Source organism: Oricola thermophila, from assembly GCF_013358405.1.
GTDB lineage: Bacteria > Pseudomonadota > Alphaproteobacteria > Rhizobiales > Rhizobiaceae > Oricola > Oricola thermophila.
In genome coordinates, this window is sequence record NZ_CP054836.1 from 909,087 (window position 1) to 930,098 (window position 21,012).

Sequence of the window (21,012 nt, forward strand, 5' to 3'; positions counted from 1 at the left end):
CCGCATCATTCGCTAGTCTCTGAGTCGTGATTCGCCGGGAAGGCCGGCGACGTTGATGGCGGACGGGACATGGCACAGAGCAGCGCACTTCGCGACCAACCCTCCATGGACGAGATCCTGGCCTCGATTCGCCGGATCATCGACGCCGGAGAAAGCCACACTGCGGAGCCGGTTCGGCGCAAGGTCGAAGACCAGGCTCCCTCCGAAGCCGTGGCCACGGTTCCGCCGCCGCCGGCGAATGACGAGGGCGAAGACAGGTCTCGCGTGCCGCAGGCCGTGTTGCCAAATACGCCGCGGACACCGCGTGGCGCCGAGAAGGCGGATTCGGGCGAGATTGAAACTGCCGTGAGCGACTATCTTGATCGCGAACACTCCACCAAGACTTCCGGCATCAATCAAGCTGCGGGCGGGGAAACCGCCCCGATGCTGAAACCGCAAACTGCGGTCGCGGAAGATCTGCCGGAGCCGGATATTTCCGAGGTCGAGGCCGCGCTTCGTGCGGAGTTCAATCCCGTGGACCGGGATGTATTGACGCCCCGCGATCGTCAGGCGAAGTACGATGCCCGTTTCACCGAAGCCGATGACGGTGCGTTTCGCCAACTGGGCAGCATGCTTCGGGGAAAAGTTGCCGATCTGTCATCCGAGGGGCTGGCCGTTGCAGAGGGTGGAGATCCGTCAGGTTCGGAAACGTCTTTGACGACCTCGTCACCCAAGACGGAAGAGCCGCGCGGTGCACTGGTTTCCGATGCGGTTTCGCAGCAGGTTTCTCACGCATTCTCCGATCTTTCCGCGATCATGGCGGCCAAACAGGGGCGCGATCTCGACGCCATTGCCGAGGACATGCTGCGCCCGATGTTGCAGGATTGGCTGGACAACAACTTGCCGTCTCTCGTGGAGCGGCTCGTGCGCAGCGAAATCGAACGCATTGCCCGTGGGGAGCCGCGTACGGCTTGTTAAACGGTCTTCATGCCGTGGAGCCACCGCCCATTTGTTGACAGGCGGACGGGCTTCGGATTTACACGTGCGCTGAACCACCGACTTCGTTCGCGGACGTTTCCTTATGCTCGACAAGAACTTTGACGCTGCCAGCGTCGAACCGAGAATTGCCAAAATCTGGGATGATGCCAACGCCTTTGCCGCCGGTGCCGGTGCGAAGGAAGGCGCCGATCCCTACTGCATCGTCATTCCTCCGCCCAATGTCACCGGCTCGTTGCATATGGGCCATGCGCTCAACAACACGCTGCAGGACGTCATGATCCGCTACCAGCGCATGAACGGCAGGAACGTGCTCTGGCAGCCCGGAATGGACCATGCGGGAATCGCCACGCAGATGGTGGTCGAGCGCCAGATGGCCGAGAACGGGGAGAATGTGACCCGCCGGGATCTCGGGCGGGAGAAATTCGTTGAGCGTATCTGGCAGTGGAAAAACGAATCCGGAGGCCGGATTTTCAATCAGCTGAAGCGGCTCGGCGCCTCCTGTGACTGGTCGCGGGAACGCTTCACCATGGACGAGGGCCTGTCGAAGGCGGTGCTCGAGGTTTTCGTCCGGCTATACAGGGAAGGGCTCATCTACAAGGACAAGCGCCTTGTGAACTGGGATCCCAAGCTTCATACGGCAATTTCCGATCTCGAGGTGGAGCAGAGGGAAGTCGACGGTCACCTTTGGCATTTCCGCTATCCGCTCGCGGACGGCGAAACGTATGAGCATCCCTACAACCTGGATGACGAAGGCAACCGGACCGGGTGGAAGCCGTCCGACGGCGAACCTGCGGGCTACGAGACGCGCGACTATCTCGTCGTCGCCACGACACGCCCGGAAACAATGCTCGGCGATACAGGTGTGGCCGTGCATCCGGACGATCCGCGCTACAAGAAGCTGGTCGGCAAGCACGTGATCCTGCCTATTGTTGGCAGGCGCATTCCCATTGTTGCCGACGAGTACCCCGACCCGGAAGCGGGCACGGGTGCGGTGAAGATGACGCCGGCGCACGATTTCAACGATTTTGAAGTCGGCAAACGGCAGAATCTGCCCGCAATCAACGTGCTTGACGAGGAAGCCTGCATAAGCCTCAAGGGCAATGCGGACTTCCATGATGGCCTGGAACAGACGGCGGAACTGGCCGATGCGACGAGCGCGCTCGATGGCCTGGATCGCTTCGTGGCGCGAGAGAAGATCGTCGAGATGATGGACAATCTCGGCCTTCTGGACCGTATAGAGCCGCACAGGCACCAAGTTCCGCATGGCGATCGTGGCGGCGTGCCGATCGAGCCCTATCTGACCGATCAATGGTATGTCGATGCCGCGACGCTGGCCAAGCCGGCCATAGCGTCGGTCCGGGAGGGGCGAACCCAGTTCGTCCCGAAAAACTGGGAGAATACCTATTTCAACTGGATGGAGAACATCCAGCCGTGGTGCATATCGCGGCAGTTGTGGTGGGGTCACCAGATACCGGCCTGGTACGGTCCGGACGGAAAGGTGTTCGTCGAGAAATCCGAGGAAGAGGCGGCCGCGGCCGCGAAGGCTCACTACGGCAAGGAAGTGGAGCTGACGCGCGACGAGGACGTGCTCGACACATGGTTTTCGTCGGCGCTGTGGCCGTTCTCTACGCTCGGATGGCCGGACCAGACCGAAGCGCTGAAAACATGGTATCCGACCAATGTCCTGGTCACCGGCTTCGACATCATATTCTTCTGGGTAGCCCGCATGATGATGATGGGCCTGCACTTCATGAAGGACGAGAACGGCATGCCAGTCGAGCCGTTCCATACCGTCTATGTGCATGCCCTGGTTCGCGACAAGTTCGGGCAGAAGATGTCGAAGTCGAAGGGCAACGTCATCGACCCGCTGGAGCTGATCGACGAATACGGGGCGGATGCGCTTCGTTTCACGCTGGCGATCATGGCGGCCCAAGGGCGTGACGTTAAGCTCGATCCGGCACGCATCGCCGGCTACCGCAATTTCGGTACGAAGCTCTGGAACGCGACACGCTTTGCGCAGATGAACGGCGTCCGTATCGACCCGTCGTTCCGCCCGGAACACGCCAAGCTGCAGATCAACCGCTGGATCCTGACGGAATTCACCAAGGCTGCCCGCGAGGTGGCTGCCGGCATCGACCAGTACCGCTTCAACGAGGCGGCAAACGCCGTGTACCGCTTCGTGTGGAACACCTTCTGCGACTGGTACCTCGAATTGCTCAAGCCGCTGTTCAACGGCGAGGATGAGGAAGCCAAGGCGGAAGCGCAGGCTTGCGCGGCGCATGTGCTCGACGGCATCTACAAGCTGTTGCATCCATTCATGCCATTCATGACGGAAGAACTGTGGGCGCTGACTGCCGACCAGCGCGACACTTTGCTTTGCCATGCGGAATGGCCGCGTCCGGAATTCGAGGACGCCGAGGCCGCCGGTGAGATCAACTGGTTGATCGAACTTGTCAGCGGCATACGTTCCACGCGGGCCGAGATGAACGTGCCGGCTTCCGCGAATGTCCCGCTGGTGGTTGTCGGTGCCGGCGACGCGACACGCCAGCGTCTGCTGCGTCACGATCCGGCCATCAAGCGGCTTGCGCGCGTCGAAGATATCCTTGTCGAGAGCGATGTTCCGAAGGGATCCGCCCAGATCATCGTCGGCGAGGCGACGGCCTGCCTTCCACTCGGCGGCCTGATCGACGTCGAAGCCGAGCGGGCAAGACTCGCCAAGGCCTCGGGAAAGATCGAAGCCGAGATCAGGAAATTGGAGAGCAAGCTCGGAAACGAGAAGTTCCTTGCGAATGCCAAACCCGAAGTGGTCGCAAAGGAAAAGGAAAAGCTCCAGGACGCGCTGTCTGAACGCGATTCGCTGCAGACCGCCATGCAACGCCTGGAGCAGATCGGCTAGGCCCGATCTGTGCAGCTTCAGCCCGCCGAATTCTCGTCGGCGGGCTGAATAGATTGATTTATCGGCATTTGTGTCAGATTTGCAACAGGGCGGCGATTTGTCCGATTTTTGTCCGGTTGTCGACGAAAAACGGCCGTTTTCGCGCATTTTTGCGCGTTGTGTTGCGTCGCCGGCCGTTGACGTAAACGTAATTCAGGCAAATCGCGACCGGCGCCCGGCCTCCGTTCGATCCCGTTAGGAATTTGTGGCGATTTCTCGGCGAGAATGCGCTTGAAATTCACGCGCCGTTGCCGGAATTTTTCGACAAACGGGTTGGAGGAACGAATGCTCAAAAGCACCAAATCAGTTGTTCTCGGTCTCGTCTGCGCGACTGCCCTGTCGGGAGGGGCGATGGCCGGCGGTTTCAACCGCGGCACCGCGGATACGGATATCCTGTTCGAGGATGGCAATTTCAACATTCATGCCGCGGCCGCCTACGTGAATCCCACACGTACGTATACTGCTACCGGACCTGCTCTCGGCGGTCTTGTGCCTGCGAATTCGAACGTGGGGACGGATTACGCGGATTCCTATGTAATCCCGTCTTTCGCGATGTCGCTCAAGGTGACCGAAGAGCTCCGTTGCGCCGCGACGATGACCGATGCGTTCGGCGCTTCCGCGACGACGACCATTCCCACCGGGGCCACCGGCAAGGTGCACGAGGCGTTCACGGTCAATGAAAAGGGACTGACCTGCGGATACTTCATGCCGGTGTCGAAAGGCCGTATCGCTTTCATCGGCGGCATATTCCAGGAAACGTTCGATTACGAGCTTTCCGTCCTTGGCGGCGGATTGGCCGTGGATCTCAACAGCGAGGAAATCGGCTATCGCGTGGGCCTGGCCTACGAAATCCCGGAAATCGCGTTGCGGGCACAAGTCATGTATCGTTCCGGCCAGCGTCACGATGCAACCGGCACGACCACGCGTCTCGCGAATACGGGTACCGCGTATGATGCATTGCCACTCAATGCCGCCATGCCGATCGCCAGCGGCTACGGCTATCTTCCGCAGATGGTCGATGCGAAATTCCAGACCGGCATCGCTCCCGGTTGGCTGGCGTTCGGCAGTGTCCGCTGGACCAACTGGTCCGTAAATGAACAGCTTTTCCTCAACCCTGGCGGTGGCTATTCGACGAACGACTACTTCTGGAAGGACGGCTGGACCTATACCGCCGGTATCGGCCACGCCTTCAACGACCAGATTTCGGGCGCCGCGTTCGTGTCCTACGACTCCAGCGTCGGAACCGGCTACGACCTGTCCGCCCGCACCATCTCTGTCGGTGGCGCGGTGACGGCCAAGGGCGAGTTCGGTGAACTCTCGTTTGGTGGCGCTGTATCCTTCCTCGGCTCTGCGTCGGACGTCGACGGGAATGCCGTCGGAGATGACACTGCCTTTGCGATTTCAGCAAATTACAAGGTTCGCTGGTAGCCGCCGGGCGAAAGTCTTGACTGGTCCTGCCGCGACAGCGGCGGGACTTTCACCGCGATGCAGATCAGACAATTCGGTTGATGGTCCTTGATGGGTGCAGGCTGGAATCGCCGTTCTTGTGACGATTTCGCAACACTTTTGGGCAAAGAGTCGGTTTAGAACCGGAGCGCTTCTGTGTGCCCATTTGCCGCCATAAACCGGGCGCATCGGATGGATGCCGAACAGGCGTCCGGCATCAAGCAACGGTTAGAAGTGTCACGCCGACATCCAGGACTTCGCTTTTGAGATGACCATTTACGGGTCCAAGAACAACAATCGCAGCAAGGCATTGAACACGCTGACGGTCGCCGCATGTTCGCTTTCGTTGGTGCTTTCGGCGTTCGCAACGGTACCGTCATTCGCTCAAACCGCGGAACCGGAGAAGAAGGGGCCGTGGGTCCTGTTCCGGTTCGGTTTCTCTGCATACAAGAACGGTCGCAAGGACGAGGCGCTCAGGGCATATCGCGACGCCGCCGAACAGGGGCATGCCGGCGCACGCTGGAAACTGGCCACCATGTATGCGTCGGGAGACGGCGTACAGGAAGATGACTACGAAGCCTTTCGCATATACGAAGGGCTCGTGAACGAGGGCGCGGAGCCTGGAACGCGTGACGAGACTTTCGTGGCGCACGCGTTGATGTCCCTCGCCAACTATCTGCGTCGCGGTATCCCGAATTCACCGATTTCCGCAGATCCCTCTCGCGCACGCCAGCTTTACTTGCAGGCCGCCAGCCAGTTCGGCGATCCCGATGCGCAGTTCGAGCTTGGCCGCATGTATCTGAACGGAGAAGGTGGCCCGGTCGATCAGGTAACCGCAGCGCGCTGGTTCAATCTGGCTGCGCGCAAGGGGCATGTGGGCTCGGAGGCAATGCTCGGCAAGATACTGTTTGATTCCGGACGTACCGTGCGTGGTCTTTCGATGCTGACGCGGGCGCTCAACAAGGCCCAGGAGCCGGAAATCCACTGGATCCGCGCGTTGCAGGAAGAGGCATTCGCGGTTTCCACGGAGGCGGACCGGCGCACGGCGATCGCGCTTGCCAGCCAGAACTAGGAAAATCCTTGACCATTTTCCAGGGCATCGACTGAACGCGGCGGGAGCGTTGCCGTCGGGCAGTCGGCATCAAGGAGCTTCCAGGACGTGTTGTTCAAAACCCTTTCGCAGCGGGCAAGCTTGTGGCCTGATGCGGTCTTGAGACACACGGTCTGGCCCTCCGGGATATCCTGCCCGTTGCCGCGGCAGGTGCAACCTTCTCCGGAGAGGGCCGGTCCGCAAAGCGCGAAAACCACGATCGTCGCGTAACGTGCCGGTTTGCTTCGCATGACAGTCTCCCGGCGGGCAGAGTAACACGACCTGAGATCCGGGCAAACATGGGTGGTCAGGCGGCGTATTCAATCACGACGGGCACGTGGTCGGATGGCTTTTCCCAGGCGCGGACATGTTTGTCGATATGAACCGCGCGCAGCTTGTTGGCGGCCTCCGGCGACAAGAGCAGATGGTCTATGCGAATGCCGTTGTTCTTCTGCCATGCGCCGGCCTGGTAGTCCCAGAACGTATACGTGCCGGTCTTGTCGGTAACCGATCGTACCGCTTCCGTGAGGCCGAGATTGAGGAGGCGACGGAAGGCTGCGCGGGATTCCGGACGAAACAGCGCGTCCCCCTCCCATGCCTTCGGGTCGTGACAATCACCCTGCTGCGGTATGACGTTGTAGTCGCCGGCCAGAACCAGAGGCTCTTCCAGCGCCAGGCGTTCCCTCGTCCAGTCGTGCAGCCGCCGCATCCAGGCCAGCTTGTAGGGAAATTTCTCGCTGTCGACGGGATTGCCATTCGGCAGGTAGAGCGAAACCACGCGAACGACTCCTCCGTCGACCGAAAACACGCCCTCGATGAAGCGCGCCTGTTCATCGCCGTCGTTTCCCGGCAGGCCGCGATTGACCTCGTCAAATGGCAGCCTTGAAAGGATCGCGACACCGTTGAAACCCTTCTGACCGTGTGTTTCGACGTGATAGCCAAGAGCCTCGAAAGGCTCGCGAGGGAAGTTTTCGTCGACTGACTTGATCTCCTGGAGACAGGCAATATCCGGCGAGGCTTGTTCCAGCCAGCTGATGACCGTGTCTATGCGTGCCTTGACGCCATTGATGTTCCAGGTGGCGATTTTCATCAATTTTCTGCCCATAAGGGGGAATCATTCCCGGTTTTACTTGCCAGAGTGTCATGTTCGCGTAGCCTTTTTCAATCGCCATCGGAAGGCGATCAAGAGGAGGAGGGGGTTATGACGAATTCTTCTGGCCTGGGAACCGCCGAACAACTGCGCGATCCCGATTACACTCCAGCGTTGGCTCACGCGGTGCCGCTTGGCATCCAGCACGTGCTGGCAATGTTCGTGTCGAACGTGACGCCGGCGATCATCGTCGCCGGTGCGGCCGGTTTCGGTTTCGGGTCGAACTCGCCCGATTTCCCGAACCTTGTCTACATGATCCAGATGTCCGTCCTGTTCGCCGGCGTGGCGACGCTGTTCCAGACGATCGGCTTCGGACCGGTCGGGGCAAGACTCCCTATCGTCCAGGGAACCAGCTTCGCATTTCTTCCGGTCATGATCCCGGCCGTTGCGGGGCAGGGGGTTGCGGGCATGGCGGGCCTGATGACTGGTGTCATCATAGGCGGCTGTTTTCATTTCCTTCTTGGCACCATTATCGGGCGCCTGCGCTTCGCGCTTCCTCCGCTGGTCACAGGGCTCATCGTGCTGATGATCGGCCTCGCGCTCATCCGTGTCGGCATCCAGTATGCGGCCGGCGGCGTGCCGTTGATCGGCAAACCGGAATACGGCTCGTTTGCCATGTGGTTTCCTGCAACCGTTGTCGTCGTGGTGACGCTCGGCCTGAAGTTCTTCGCGAAGGGGCTCCTTTCGGTCGCGGCGGTTCTGAGCGGCTTGATCGCCGGATATGTCGTGGCGTTCTTGATGGGGCAGGTGAGCTTCGGCAATGTTGCCAACGCGGCCATTTTCGCGCTGCCGACGCCGTTCAAATGGGGTATCGAGTTCAACGGCGCGATTATCATCGGCATGTGCTTCATGGCAGTCATCTCCGCCATCGAGACGGTCGGCGACACCTCGGGCATATGCAAGGGCGGGGCCGGGCGCGAGGCATCCGACAAGGAGATCGCCGGGGCCACCTATGCCGACGGGCTGGGCACTGCGATAGCGGGCGTGTTCGGCGGCCTGCCCAATACATCGTTCAGCCAGAATGTCGGACTGATCTCCATGACCGGCGTGATGAGCCGCCATGTTGTCACCTTGGGGGCGATCTTCCTTGTCCTCTGCGGTCTGATCCCGAAGTTCGGCGCCATCGTTGCAACCGTTCCGATCAACGTACTGGGCGGAGGTGTCATCGTGATGTTCGGCATGGTAACCGCCGCAGGCGTGAAGATGCTCGCGGATGTCGATTGGAACAGGCGAAACATGGTGATCTTCGCGGTATCGCTTTCGGTAGGGCTCGGGCTGCAGCTCGAACCGGGTGCCCTTCAGCATTTGCCGAGGACGCTACAGGTCCTTCTGACCTCCGGTCTTCTGCCGGCGGCGCTGATTTCCATCGTGCTCAATCTGGCGCTCCCGCAGGAGCTGGGCGAAGACTAGGACTGATGCGGCCCGGGAATCTCCGGGCCGTTCTTCATATCGAGAATGAAGTGCCGCAACCGCAGCTTGCAACGGCGTTGGGGTTGCGGATCTGGAAGGACTGGCCGATCAGGTCGTCGACGAAGTCGATCTCGGAGCCGGCCATGTAGACCATGGAAAGCTGGTCGATCAGGATGGTCGCACCGTTCTTCTCAATGACGATGTCGTCCTCGGCGGGGCCGGGAACCAAGTCGAACTTGTAGGAGAAGCCCGAGCATCCGCCGCCTTCAACGGATATGCGCAATGCACGGTTCTCCGGTTCGTCCTCGAGGATTTTCGAGACGCGCGCGGCACATGCATCGGTAACCTTAACGCTCTTGTCTGCCATTTTCGGATGCGCCGTCATCGTTTCAAATTCCCGAGCGGTTGCCGTTCATATGGTGTTCAACACACTGCATCATAGGTATGAAGCGGCTGCGGCCGCGTCAACAAGGAAGCGGTCGGGTAAATTGCAAGGAGACGGCACAAGCATGCAGCGGGTTTCGGACGAGACGTTGCAGGGCATCGGTTTCGGCCTTGGCGAACGGGCGGCGTACGCGACTTGTCCCGAGAAGAGCCGCGGGCGCTTCGTGGACGAGCCGCGCAGCCGTACGCGTACCGAATTTCAACGTGATCGCGATCGCATCGTGCATTCGACCGCATTTCGGCGACTCAAGCACAAGACGCAGGTCTTCTTCAGTCACGAGGGCGATCATTACCGAACAAGGTTGACGCATACGATCGAGGTTTCGCAAATCGCGCGCGCGCTGGCACGGGCATTCCGGCTGGATGAAGACCTCGCCGAAGCCGTGGCGCTGGTACACGATTTCGGCCACACTCCGTTCGGTCACACGGGCGAGGATGTGCTGAACGAGTTGATGGCCGATTACGGCGGATTTGATCACAACGCGCAAGCCTTGCGCGTCGTCACGAAACTGGAACGGCGCTATGCCGAGTTTGACGGCCTGAACCTGACCTGGGAAACTCTGGAAGGGCTCGTAAAGCACAATGGGCCACTGGAAGACCCGGAAACGGGAAGAGGCACTCGCGGGCCGGTCCCGCCGACGATCCTGAACTATTGTGCGCTGCATGACCTGGAGATCGACCGGCATGCGGGACTTGAAGCGCAGCTTGCGGCGATCTCTGACGACATCGCCTACAACACTCACGACATTGACGACGGGCTTCGTGCAGGATTGTTGAATTTCGACATGTTGCGCGAGGTGACGCTTGCGCGGGAGATACTCGACGAGGTGGATCGGCTCTATCCCGGTCTCGATGACAGTCGGCGGGGCCACGAGACGACGCGGCGCCTGATCACCCGCATGGTCGAGGACGTGATCGCCCGTACAACGCAGAATCTCTCGGAGCTGGAGCCGACAAGCGTGGAAGACATCTACCGCGCCGGCAGGACGATGGCGGAGTTCTCGCCGGAAATGGCATCGCTGGAAAGGGAGCTGAAGGACTTCATGTTTGCCAACATGTACCGCCATCCGGACGTCATGCGGGTGCGGGCGCAGGCAGAGGAGATCGTGCGCGGGCTTTTTGCCGCATTCATGGCGCAACCCGAGAAGATGGGCGGGCACTGGTCGGAGCAGCTTTCGCAGGTCGACGAACCTGCGCTCGCACGGCGGGTCGCGGACTACCTTGCCGGAATGACCGACACCTTTGCACTGTCGGAACATCGTCGCCTGTTTGACCATACTCCCGATTTGCGATAGCCACGCCCGAATTCTCCGGTAGCCGGATCTCCGTTTCCATCCAGGACAGCAAAAATGAACATTTTCACCGAGTTTCGTCATCGGGTCATCGAGGCCGTCGCGTCGCTTGGTATCAAGGGCGCCAATGGCGGTGAGCTCAATCTCGAAAAACTGGGAATCGAGCCGCCCCGCGATGCGTCGCACGGCGATATCGCCACCAACGCTGCACTGGTCCTGGCAAAACAGGCGGGAATGGCGCCGCGCGAACTTGGCGAGAAACTGGCTGCCAAGCTTTCGGAGGATCCCGATGTCATGGAAGCCGGTATCGCCGGCCCCGGTTTCGTGAATCTGAAGCTTTCCGACGGCTTTTGGCGCAAGCAGCTTGCGACGATACTGGAAAAGGAGACCGATTTCGGCCGGTGCGACCTTGGCGGCGGCCTGAAGGTGAACGTGGAATATGTGTCGGCCAACCCGACCGGGCCGATGCATGTCGGTCATTGCCGCGGCGCCGTTGTCGGTGACGCGCTTGCCAACCTCCTGGCCTTTGCCGGGTATGATGTCACCAAGGAATACTACATCAATGACGCGGGCGTACAGATCGACGTGCTGGGGCGCTCGGTCATGCTGCGCTACCGAGAGGCGCTCGGCGAAGAGATCGGCGAGATACCGGAAGGCCTCTATCCCGGCGATTACCTGGTTCCGCTCGGCAAGTCGCTGGCCGAGGAATATGGCCGCAAGCTTCTAGACATGCCGGAGGACGAGGCGCTGGCCATCGTCAAGGACAGGGCGATCGATGCGATGATGGCCATGATCCGGGATGATCTCGACGCACTTAACGTACATCACGACGTATTTTTCTCCGAGCGTGACCTGCATGCCGATGGCGAGAAGCGCATACGCACCGCGATAAACGAGCTCACGATGAACGGGCATGTCTACAAGGGCACCCTGCCGCCGCCGAAGGGACAACTGCCTGATGACTGGGAGGATCGCGAACAGACGCTTTTCCGCTCGACCGCGGTCGGTGATGACGTAGACCGTCCGCTGGTCAAGTCCGACGGCAGTTATACCTATTTTGCCGCCGATGTTGCCTATTTCCTGGACAAGTACAGGCGCGGCTTCAAGGAGATGATCTATGTCCTCGGCGCCGACCATGGCGGCTATGTGAAGCGCATGGAGGCGCTCGCTCGCGCGGTTGCAGGAGACGATGCAAAGCTAACGGTGCTGCTGTGCCAGCTCGTGAAGCTCTACCGCAATGGCGAGCCGGTGCGCATGTCGAAACGGGCCGGCCAGTTCGTCACGCTGCGCGAGGTGGTCGATGAGGTAGGGCGCGATTCCGTGCGGTTCATGATGCTCTATCGCAAGAACATGGAGCCGCTGGATTTCGATTTCGCCAAGGTGACGGAGCAGTCCAAGGACAATCCCGTATTTTACGTCCAATATGCCAGCGCGCGCTGTCATTCGGTATTCCGGCAGGCGGCCGAGCAGTTCGGCGGGGAGGTCGTTGTCGATCCCGACGATCTTGAACTGCTTACGGACGAGAGCGAGATGGCCCTTATCCGGAAGCTGGCGGAGTATCCGCGGGTGATCGAGGCAGCGGCGCAGGCGCATGAACCGCACCGCGTCGCGTTCTATCTTTACGATCTTGCCAGTGCCTTCCATGGCCAATGGAACAAGGGCACAGACAACGAGGCCTTACGCTTTGTTAAGGTTAACAATCCACAATTGACACGTGCCAGACTGGGGCTGGTGCAGGGCGTACTCAATGTGCTGCGGTCCGGGCTTGCCATCGTCGGGGCCGATTCTCCGGCCGAAATGCGGTAGAACCCTGTCACCTTTTGCCCATAATGCGCTGGCATTTAGCGTAAAGCGGGATCTTTCCCTGCAGTAAGGCGTATGGGGTACTGGCATGACGGACGCGACCAACCGCAAATTGGACGTCGGCAATACCGGAGAAGACCGGATCTCTCGCGATGATCCGCTGTTCGAGCTCTCGCAGATCATCGGCTATTCCGAGCCAGAAGCTGCTGCAGATGCTGACCCTGACGCCGATGACGGCCAGATGGACCTTGAGGATGCCTTGCTTCGCGAACTGGGTGATTTTTCAGCTTCCATAGAGGGCGAATCGGTTGGGGAGGTGGAGGCGGCTGTCGCCGAGGTCGAAGAGGCCGTAAATGCCGCACACGGCATTCCCGAGACTCCTGCATCCGCCTATCCGGAAGCGCCCGTGGCCGGATATTCCGAGGCGCCCGAAACAGAGCATTCCGAGCCGCCGGCAGCCGAATATGCCGAGACGCCCGAAGCAGAACATCCCGGGGAACCCGCCTATCCCGACGAGGTGGAGCCGCAGTATGCCGAAGCGCCGGCCCCGGCATATTCCGGAGCGCCAGAGACGGACTACCCCGACGCGCCTTCATCCGCCTATCCCCGCATGCCGGAAGCGCCGGTTGCCGAAGATCCCCGGCCCGCGGCCGAGGCGGAATCGCATTCCGCCGATGCGGGTAGCCCCGGTACGCTGGAGGCCGAACTGATCGACCTTCTCGGCAATCTCGGCGACGATGCAGGGGTCGAATGGTCCAATTCGCCGGCGCCGGCCCAATCCCCGTCGCAAACGGAGACCTTCGCGCAAGTGCCGGCATCCGCTCCTGTCTGGTACGACCAGGACGAGCCTGCCGCGCCTGCCCGTGACGAACCGGCGGGTCCTGTTGACGAGGATGCGGAGATACTCGATGCATTCGAGAGCGCTCTGAACGAGGGCCTTGCGATTTCCTTCGACGAGGGCGGTGCCGAGGCTCCGGCCGCCGCGCACGAGGTCGCGGAAGGAGACGGCGCGGCCCCGGCCTCCGCATCGGCCGAAACCGACGTCGAGAGCACCTATGTCAGCGACATAGAGGCGGCGGTCGAGGAGATCGCGTCGCAGGCCGCGCCGCCGGTTGTCGAAACCGCCGAGCTGCCCGCTGCAGATATCGAGCCCATGCAGCCGCTGGACCTGCCCGAATTGCCGGATGTCGAGGACAAGGCTTCGATGGCAGTCGATATCGAGCGTGAACTCGATGCCGCGCTGAGCGGCTACGACCAGTTCGATTCCATGCGCGATGCTGCCGAAACCGCGGAAGCGAAGCCCGAAGCCGAAAAGCAGGACAGCGGGCTCGATCTCGACATGGGATCTTTCGAGACCGCGCTCGCACGCGACCTCGAATTCGTCGACCATGACATGTCGGCGCGCGATGACACGCCGGCGGCCGCGCCGGTGGCCGGTGCGGCAGTCGCCGATGCCATTCATGGCGAAGAACCGAGATCCAAACGGGGCATGATGATCGCCGCCGCTGTCGGCGGCGTTGCCATACTTGGCGCCATCGCCGCATTTGGCCTGTCTTCGGACAACGGTGTCGATTCAGGCGCGCCGGTTCTGGTCAAGGCCGATCCGGAGCCGGTCAAGATCGTGCCGGAGGACCCGGGCGGCAAGCAGGTGCCAAACCAGGATCGCGCCGTCTACAGCGAAGTCGACGGAAATGGCGAGACGGTGCCGACGCAGGAAACGCTCGTCTCGACCTCCGAGGAGCCGATCGACCTGAATGCTGCCGGTGCCCCGATCTTGCCAAACGCGGTCGCAGAGACGGCCAAGATCGAGGATCGCCTGACGCCCGATGCCGCGGACGATATCGCCGAGAGCGCCACACCCGTTCTCGCGCCTCGCCGCGTGCGCACGGTCATCGTGAAACCCGACGGAACGCTGGTCGAGAACCAGCCGGCACCTGAACAGCCGGTTGTTGCGGCGGCACCTGAGCCCGCGCCGACGATACCGACGCCCGATGCGCCGGTGCGCCCGATCGAGACCACGACCGTTCCGGCCGCGCCGGATGTTGCGTCGTCTCCCGCACCGGTCGGGACATCGGAGGCGATTGCCGACAGTTCGACGACGGAAGCCGCCACGGCAGAGCAGCTTGCCGCAATTGCCGAACCGGAAGTGAGTGAACCGCTTGCGACGCAAGCCGGGGAAGCAACGGCTCCTGCGGCGAGCGAGCCGGTGCGCGCACCTGTCGCAATTCCCGAAAGGCCTTCCGACCAGCCGGTTACCATCGTGGGTGGCGTGCAACAGCCGACCCGCCAGGTCGCCTCTGCCCCGGCGGCGCAGGCGCCCAGCCCCGCACCGGCAGCGGCAGCTCCGAGTCAGGTCGCGCCCGGCAGCTATATGGTGCAGATCGCCTCGCAGCCCTCAGCGGAACTGGCGCAACAGTCCGCCGCGGACCTTGCGCGCCGATTTGCCAATGTCATCGGCAACCGCCAGGTGACGATCCAGCAGGCTGAGATCGAGGGTCGCGGCACCTATCACCGGGTTCGCATCGTGGCAAATGGCCGGCAGGATGCAGTGGCTGTCTGCGAACGGTTGAAGCAGGAAGGCGGAAGCTGCTTTGTGGCGCGATAGGAAAACCACGTTATCGGAGACAAGGCGGCGCAAGCCGCCTTTTTCGTTTGTATCGTTTGCAGATAGGATCTCGCATGACCGAATCAAAAGCGATGATTACCGGCTGTGCCGGCACCAGCTTCACCGATGAAGAGATCGAGTTCCTGGAACGCGAAAGGCCGTGGGGACTGATCCTGTTCGCCCGCAATATCGGCTCTCCCGCGGAAATCCGGGCGTTGACGGCACATTTTCGTGCATTGGTCGGGCGCGACGATGCACCGGTGTTCATCGACCAGGAAGGCGGCCGCGTTCAGCGCATCCGCGAGCCGATCACCCGGTCCTATCCGTCCGGCGCGGCAATCGGGGACCTCTATCGCGGCGACCGGGGTGCGGGAAGGCGGGCTGCGCGGACGATGTCGCGGCTCCATGCGGCCGATCTCCTGCCGCTCGGCATCAACGCCGACTGCCTGCCGGTACTCGACGTTCCCGTGGAGGGTGCCCACGACGTGATCGGCGACCGTGCCTATGGCAAGGATCCGGAAACGGTCTCCATACTTGGCCGTGAAGCGGCGGAAGGGCTGATGGAAGGTGGTGTGCTGCCGGTCATCAAGCACATCCCCGGGCACGGTCGGGCTTTTGCCGACAGTCACAAGGATCTGCCGATCGTCGATGCATCGCTGGAGGAATTGCGGGCGCATGATTTCCCGCCCTTCAAGGCGCTTGCCGACATGCCGATGGCGATGACTGCCCACGTGGTCTATTCGGCAATCGATCCGGAACAGCCAGCCACGACGTCACCAAGGGTTGTGGCCGAGATCATTCGCGGCGAAATCGGTTTTGGCGGGCTGCTGATGAGCGACGACGTGTCGATGCACGCACTTTCTGGGGATTTCGCCGCTCGCACCGAAAGCATCTTTGGCGCGGGTTGCGATGTTGTCCTACATTGCAACGGCGTCATGGCGGAGATGCTGGCCGTTGCCGCGGCGACGCCGGTCCTGGAGGGCAGGGCAGAGGAACGCGCTCGGGCGGCACTGGCGATGCTGGCGCAACATGACAACAGGCTTGGCGATGCGGTTCATGTGGCTGCGTTGCGCGACGAACTGGACGGATATTTCAAGACGACCGCATAACCGCCCGGCATGGCGCTGTTGGCGGTGAAACCGGTACAACAGGAGCTGTGCGCTTGAACGCTACGGACAACCAGGCTGCCACCAACAGTGGCGCCGCCAGGGAAAAGGCGGTGCCGATGGATGCCGTCTGGCAGGACAACGCGGATCGGCGTGCTGCGTCGGAGCCGGCGCTCGTGGTCGATGTCGAGGGCTTCGAGGGGCCGCTCGACCTGTTGCTGCACCTTGCGCGCAACCAGAAGGTCGACCTGACGCAGATCTCAGTTCTGGAACTGGCGCGACAGTACCTGATCTTTATCGAGAAGGCCCGGGCATTGCGTCTTGAACTGGCCGCCGACTATCTCGTCATGGCGGCATGGCTCGCATTTCTCAAGTCGAAGCTGCTGATACCGCAGCCCAAGGACGATGACGAACAGTCGGGCGAGGAAATGGCGGCGCTCCTGCAATTCCGGCTGAAGCGGCTGGAAGCGATGCGCGATGCCGCCGCCCGGCTGATCAATCGGAACCGGTTGGGGCGCGACGTGTTCGCACGCGGCATGCCGGAAACGGTCGTGGTGGAAAAGACCAACGAATACCACGCCTCGCTTTTCGATCTTCTCACCGCCTATGCGCAACAGCGCCAGCGCGAGATCAACAACCACGTGGAGATCGCCAAGCGCGCGGTCTGGTCGCTCACGGAAGCACGTGAAATCCTGCGGCGTCTGGTGGGCGAGATACCGGAATGGACGGCGCTCGACAGCTATATCGTCGCCTATGTCAGTACGCCGGAACAACGCCGCACGGCGATCGCGAGTGCCTTTGCGGCGAGCCTGGAACTGGTTCGCGAGCGGGTGGTGGAGATCCGCCAGGACACGCATTTCTCCACGTTGTACATGCGGGACGTAACCCGTGCGGGGGCTGAACAATGACCGACAGCATGGATGATACCGGAAACGGCATGGAGGCGGTGGAGGAATTCCATCATGGCTCGGGGGACGACGGAGACAATGTCGTGCCGATCGAGAGCGAGAATCCTGCCCGCCGAATGGTTGAGGCCGAGGCGATGCGCATGGCCGAGGCGCTGGTCTTCGCGTCCGCCGAACCGGTAAGCGAAAAGGCTCTCGCCGACCGGCTGCCCGAAGGCGTCGATATCCGCGCGCTGATGACCGAGTTGCAGCAATTCTATGAAAAGCGCGGGGTGAACCTTGTACGCATAGAAAATTGCTGGGCATTTCGCACGGCGGGCGATCTCGGTTTCCTGATGCAGCGCGAGGAAGTCCAGCAGCGAAAGCTTTCGCGCGCGGCCCTCGAAGTCCTGGCCATCATCGCGTATCATCAACCGGTGACGCGTGCGGAGATGGAGGAAATCCGGGGCGTTGAAACCTCCAAGGGCACGCTGGACGTCCTCCTGGAAACCGGCTGGGTCAAGATGCGCGGACGACGCAAGACACCGGGCCGCCCGGTCACATACGGTACGACGTTGGAATTTCTCGATCATTTCGGCCTGTCTGAAATACGCGACCTGCCGGGACTTGAAGAGCTCAAGGGGGCCGGCCTGCTGTCCACGCGCATGCCCTCGAATTTCTCCATGCCGATGCCGAATCTCGATCCGGACGAATTGACCGAGGACGAGGAGGAGCTGACGGATATCGACCTGGAAGAGCTCGGTCTGTTGACACCCAAGGGCGGCGATGATTGAGACGGTACGGGCGCTTCGGCGCCCGCCAACCCGTTTCGATCGCGTACCCGATGGTTCAAAGCCAAGATTCCTCCCTTCAGCGCACAGGCGTAACCTTCGCCGCCGAACTGGCGTTCGAGGATATTCACCTGCATTACGGCGACGTCCATACGCTGAAGGGGATTTCCCTCGTTGCCAAGCCGGGAGAGATCCTGTGCCTGCTCGGGCCGTCCGGCTCCGGGAAGACTTCGCTGCTTCGGCTGGCCGCCGGGCTGGAGGAACAGAGCTCGGGTCGGGTGAGGATGAATGGCCGGGTCATCGCCGGCGACAATGTTTTCACCCCGCCGGAAAAGCGGTCCGTCGGGCTGATGTTCCAGGACTTCGCGCTGTTCCCGCACATGACAATTCTCGACAATGTGCGCTTCGGTCTGCGCAGCATGAGCGCCGCAGACACGAACCGCGAGGCCCTGGCCGCCATCCGTCGTGTCGGCCTAGAGCATCACCTGAACAGCTATCCGCACGTCCTGTCCGGCGGCGAACAGCAGCGCGTGGCGCTGGCCCGTGCGCTGGCACCGCGACCGTCCGTCATCCTGATGGACGAGCCGTTTTCGGGCCTGGATACCCGGCTGAAGGACAGCGTGCGTGCAGAGACGCTGGCGATCCTGCGCGAGACGCGGGCCACCGCGATCGTCGTCACGCATGACGCGGAGGAGGCCATGCGCATGGGCGACCGTATCGCATTGCTCGATCATGGCGAGATAATCCAGGCCGGCACGGCGCACGAGATCTATCATGCGCCGCGAAACCTGTTCGTGGCCGGGTTCTTCTCGGAGCTGAACGTGTTTTCGTCCACGTGCCGCGGCGGCGTCACGGAAACGCCGCTCGGGACATTCGACTGCGCGGGCAGGCCGGATGGTACTCCGGTGAGTGTTGCGGTTCGCACGGTCGGACTGGATGTGCGTGCGCCGGGCGAGGGCGGCATTCCCGGCCGGGTCGTCAGCAGACGGTTCCTCGGCGTGACGGAAAATCTGGTGCTGGCTGTTCCGGGCACGGATCAGCCGGTGCGCGCGCGAATTCGGGCCGACGAACTGCCCGCCGGGATACGAGATGTGACTATTTATGTACGTCCCGGCGACATAATGCTGTTTGAATCTGACGCGGAAAACGCCTAAGTGTCGCGAGACAAACGAGGCTTGAGGAGATCGTTCTCATGGGAATTACTGGCTGGTGGCAATGGGTCATCGTGCTCGTTATCGTGTTGCTGCTGTTCGGACGCGGCAAGATTCCGGAGCTGATGGGCGACGTCGCCAAGGGCATCAAGAACTTCCGCAAGGGGCTCGCCGACGAAGGAGAGCAGGGCGCGGAGGACGTGGCGAAAACGGTTGAACACAAGGCCGACGAACCGGTCGAAACCACGACTGCCGCCAAGAAGAAAAGCTGAACCGCTTTTAGCGTCTTGTGCCCGGTCGGCCGAGCCGATCGAGCCATGACGCGGATGGATATCTTTCATGTTGCCGGATTTTGGCTGGAGTGAACTTCTCGTCGTAGCCATCGTGCTGATCGTCATCGTCGGCCCGAAGGACCTGCCGAAGATGCTTCGGACATTTGCCAAGACCACCAGCGGCTTGCGCAAGATGGCAGGTGATTTCCGCAGGCAGTTCGACGATGCGCTGAAGGAAGCCGAACTGGACGACGTTCGCCAGCTTGCGCAGGACGTGAAGAGCCTCGACCCCCGCAACGAGATCAAGCAGGCGCTCAATCCGCTCGGCAAGATCGGCGAGGATCTCAGCGCCGACCTGAAACGCGCGGCCAGGGACGTGGACGATGCCACGAAGCCGCCAAGTCCGGCCGACGACGCGCTCGCCTCCGCGGGAGAGAAAATGCGGGCAGCGCAGCCGAAGACCGGCAAGGCCAAGACGGCGGGCGAAGCGAAGGGCACGAAATCCAAGACGGCCGCTGCAAAGGCAAAAGCTCCGTCCCATTCCGCAGCCGGCAGCAGGTTGGCCGGAACCAAGGGCGCGAAAGCCTCCGCGCAGGATAGGAATGCAGCCGGCGGAAAGACGGCGGGTTCCACTTCCCGCGCCAAGTCCGCCGGCAAGTCGTCCGCTGCAAGACCGGCGGCCGGCAAAGCTTCCGGCCGTTCCGCGACTGCCAAGCCTGCGGCGGCCACCGCAAAGCCGAAATCCAAAACCGCGACGAGGGCGGCATCTCGCAAGGCGACATCCGCAAAATCCGCGGGGGATAAATCTTGAGCAAGGTGAACGAAGAAGAACTTATGGAAGCGACGGCGGCTCCGCTTATGTCGCACCTGATCGAGTTGCGTCAGCGCCTGATCTGGAGCGTTGCCGCGTTTTTCGTTGCCTTCGTCATTTCCTACACCTTCGCAACGGAAATCTTCAATCTGCTGGTCGTGCCGTTCCAGTGGGCAGTGAACTGGCTGGATCTGTCGAGCGACGACGTCCGGTTCATTTACACCGCGCCGCAGGAGTTCTTCTTCACCAAGATCAAGATCGGTGCGTTCGGTGGTCTCGTGCTCGCGTTCCCCGTCATCGCGTCCCAGCTATACCTCTTCGTGGCGCCCGGCCTGTACCGCAACGAGCGCCAGGCGTTCCTGCCCTATCTCGTTGCCACGCCGATCCTCTTTCTCCTTGGTGCGGCGCTCGTCTATTTCCTGATCATCCCGATGGCGATGTGGTTCTTCCTGTCGATGGAGCAGACGGGCGGGGAGGGGCTGGCATCCATCCAGCACCTTCCGAAGGTCTCGGAATATCTGAGCCTGATCATGACGCTGATCTTTGCCTTCGGCATTGTCTTCCAGTTGCCGGTGGCGATCACGCTGCTCGCCCGTGCCGGCCTCGTGACCACCGAGTCGCTGGCCAGCAAGCGGAAATACGCCATCGTCATCGCCTTCGTGGCAGCGGCCATTCTCACGCCGCCCGATCCGCTGACGCAGATCGGGCTCGCTGTACCGACGTTGCTGCTCTACGAGTTCTCCATCCTTTCCGCCCGCTATGTCGAAAGGAAGCGCAGGGAACGGGAGGCGGACGCGGCTGCTTCGGACGAGGATTCCGGCGAGGAAACGCGGTCGTCCTGAGG

At 61.6% G+C, this 21,012-nt stretch carries 19 protein-coding genes; 15 read left to right on the forward strand and 4 right to left on the reverse strand.

Going from position 1 to position 21,012, the window contains the following annotated elements:
* Positions 1 to 69 precede the first annotated feature (69 nt).
* Both HTY61_RS04280 and HTY61_RS04285 read left to right on the forward strand, forming a co-directional pair.
* Positions 70 to 957, forward strand: coding sequence for a PopZ family protein (locus HTY61_RS04280; RefSeq protein WP_246272922.1), 888 nt, complete (start codon positions 70 to 72; stop codon positions 955 to 957).
* 103 nt (positions 958 to 1,060) lie between these two features.
* Positions 1,061 to 3,874, forward strand: a complete 2,814-nt coding sequence (locus tag HTY61_RS04285) for a valine--tRNA ligase (RefSeq protein WP_175275636.1) — start codon at positions 1,061 to 1,063, stop codon at positions 3,872 to 3,874.
* Positions 3,875 to 3,891: 17 nt separating this feature from the next.
* Here the strand turns inward: HTY61_RS04285 and HTY61_RS04290 are convergent, their stop codons facing one another.
* Positions 3,892 to 4,206: a hypothetical protein gene (locus tag HTY61_RS04290; RefSeq protein ID WP_175275637.1), complete on the reverse strand. Its 315-nt coding sequence runs from the start codon at positions 4,204 to 4,206 to the stop codon at positions 3,892 to 3,894.
* Here HTY61_RS04290 and HTY61_RS04295 point away from each other — a divergent pair.
* Together HTY61_RS04295 and HTY61_RS04300 are read left to right on the forward strand one after the other, a co-directional pair.
* A complete protein-coding gene (locus tag HTY61_RS04295) occupies positions 4,199 to 5,341 on the forward strand; it encodes an outer membrane protein transport protein (RefSeq protein ID WP_175275638.1) in 1,143 nt (380 codons plus the stop codon). The genes HTY61_RS04290 and HTY61_RS04295 overlap by 8 nt on opposite strands.
* Positions 5,342 to 5,627: 286 nt before the next feature.
* Positions 5,628 to 6,431, forward strand: coding sequence for a tetratricopeptide repeat protein (locus tag HTY61_RS04300; RefSeq protein WP_175275639.1), 804 nt, complete (start codon positions 5,628 to 5,630; stop codon positions 6,429 to 6,431).
* Here the strand turns inward: HTY61_RS04300 and HTY61_RS04305 are convergent.
* A complete protein-coding gene (locus HTY61_RS04305; protein ID WP_175275640.1) occupies positions 6,428 to 6,700 on the reverse strand; it encodes a hypothetical protein in 273 nt (90 codons plus the stop codon). The genes HTY61_RS04300 and HTY61_RS04305 overlap by 4 nt on opposite strands.
* A gap of 56 nt (positions 6,701 to 6,756) precedes the next feature.
* A complete protein-coding gene (gene xth / locus HTY61_RS04310; RefSeq protein ID WP_175275641.1) occupies positions 6,757 to 7,539 on the reverse strand; it encodes an exodeoxyribonuclease III in 783 nt (260 codons plus the stop codon).
* A 111-nt stretch (positions 7,540 to 7,650) separates the two neighbouring features.
* Here xth and HTY61_RS04315 point away from each other — a divergent pair, with 111 nt between their 5' ends.
* Positions 7,651 to 9,009, forward strand: coding sequence for a uracil-xanthine permease family protein (locus tag HTY61_RS04315; protein ID WP_175275642.1), 1,359 nt, complete (start codon positions 7,651 to 7,653; stop codon positions 9,007 to 9,009).
* Positions 9,010 to 9,043: 34 nt separating this feature from the next.
* Here the strand turns inward: HTY61_RS04315 and erpA are convergent, their stop codons facing one another.
* Positions 9,044 to 9,376: an iron-sulfur cluster insertion protein ErpA gene (gene erpA / locus HTY61_RS04320; protein WP_175275643.1), complete on the reverse strand. Its 333-nt coding sequence runs from the start codon at positions 9,374 to 9,376 to the stop codon at positions 9,044 to 9,046.
* Positions 9,377 to 9,518: 142 nt separating this feature from the next.
* Here erpA and HTY61_RS04325 point away from each other — a divergent pair, with 142 nt between their 5' ends.
* The 10 genes from HTY61_RS04325 (at position 9,519) to tatC (ending at position 21,010) form a co-directional block, all read left to right on the forward strand.
* Positions 9,519 to 10,748, forward strand: a complete 1,230-nt coding sequence (locus HTY61_RS04325) for a deoxyguanosinetriphosphate triphosphohydrolase (RefSeq protein ID WP_175275644.1) — start codon at positions 9,519 to 9,521, stop codon at positions 10,746 to 10,748.
* A 54-nt stretch (positions 10,749 to 10,802) separates the two neighbouring features.
* Positions 10,803 to 12,551 (forward strand): arginine--tRNA ligase, encoded by a 1,749-nt coding sequence (gene argS, locus HTY61_RS04330; protein WP_175275645.1) that lies wholly within the window; start codon positions 10,803 to 10,805, stop codon positions 12,549 to 12,551.
* 85 nt (positions 12,552 to 12,636) lie between these two features.
* Positions 12,637 to 15,153 carry an SPOR domain-containing protein gene (locus HTY61_RS04335; protein ID WP_175275646.1) on the forward strand — a complete coding sequence of 839 codons (2,517 nt, stop codon included), beginning with the start codon at positions 12,637 to 12,639 and terminating at the stop codon, positions 15,151 to 15,153.
* 74 nt (positions 15,154 to 15,227) lie between these two features.
* Positions 15,228 to 16,262, forward strand: a complete 1,035-nt coding sequence (gene nagZ / locus HTY61_RS04340; RefSeq protein ID WP_175275647.1) for a beta-N-acetylhexosaminidase — start codon at positions 15,228 to 15,230, stop codon at positions 16,260 to 16,262.
* Positions 16,263 to 16,378: 116 nt separating this feature from the next.
* Positions 16,379 to 17,167: a segregation and condensation protein A gene (locus HTY61_RS04345; protein WP_175278410.1), complete on the forward strand. Its 789-nt coding sequence runs from the start codon at positions 16,379 to 16,381 to the stop codon at positions 17,165 to 17,167.
* A 116-nt stretch (positions 17,168 to 17,283) separates the two neighbouring features.
* Positions 17,284 to 17,937, forward strand: coding sequence for an SMC-Scp complex subunit ScpB (gene scpB, locus HTY61_RS04350; RefSeq protein ID WP_197945399.1), 654 nt, complete (start codon positions 17,284 to 17,286; stop codon positions 17,935 to 17,937).
* Between the two features lie 50 nt (positions 17,938 to 17,987).
* The gene (locus HTY61_RS04355) at positions 17,988 to 19,088 is read left to right on the forward strand and encodes an ABC transporter ATP-binding protein (protein ID WP_175275648.1); all 1,101 of its coding nucleotides are present in this window, start codon (positions 17,988 to 17,990) and stop codon (positions 19,086 to 19,088) included.
* Positions 19,089 to 19,126: 38 nt separating this feature from the next.
* On the forward strand, positions 19,127 to 19,357 hold the full coding sequence (locus HTY61_RS04360; protein ID WP_175275649.1) for a twin-arginine translocase TatA/TatE family subunit: 231 nt from the start codon (positions 19,127 to 19,129) through the stop codon (positions 19,355 to 19,357).
* A 67-nt stretch (positions 19,358 to 19,424) separates the two neighbouring features.
* On the forward strand, positions 19,425 to 20,168 hold the full coding sequence (gene tatB, locus HTY61_RS04365) for a Sec-independent protein translocase protein TatB (protein ID WP_246272923.1): 744 nt from the start codon (positions 19,425 to 19,427) through the stop codon (positions 20,166 to 20,168).
* 23 nt (positions 20,169 to 20,191) lie between these two features.
* Positions 20,192 to 21,010, forward strand: a complete 819-nt coding sequence (gene tatC / locus HTY61_RS04370; RefSeq protein WP_175278413.1) for a twin-arginine translocase subunit TatC — start codon at positions 20,192 to 20,194, stop codon at positions 21,008 to 21,010.
* Positions 21,011 to 21,012 lie beyond the last annotated feature (2 nt).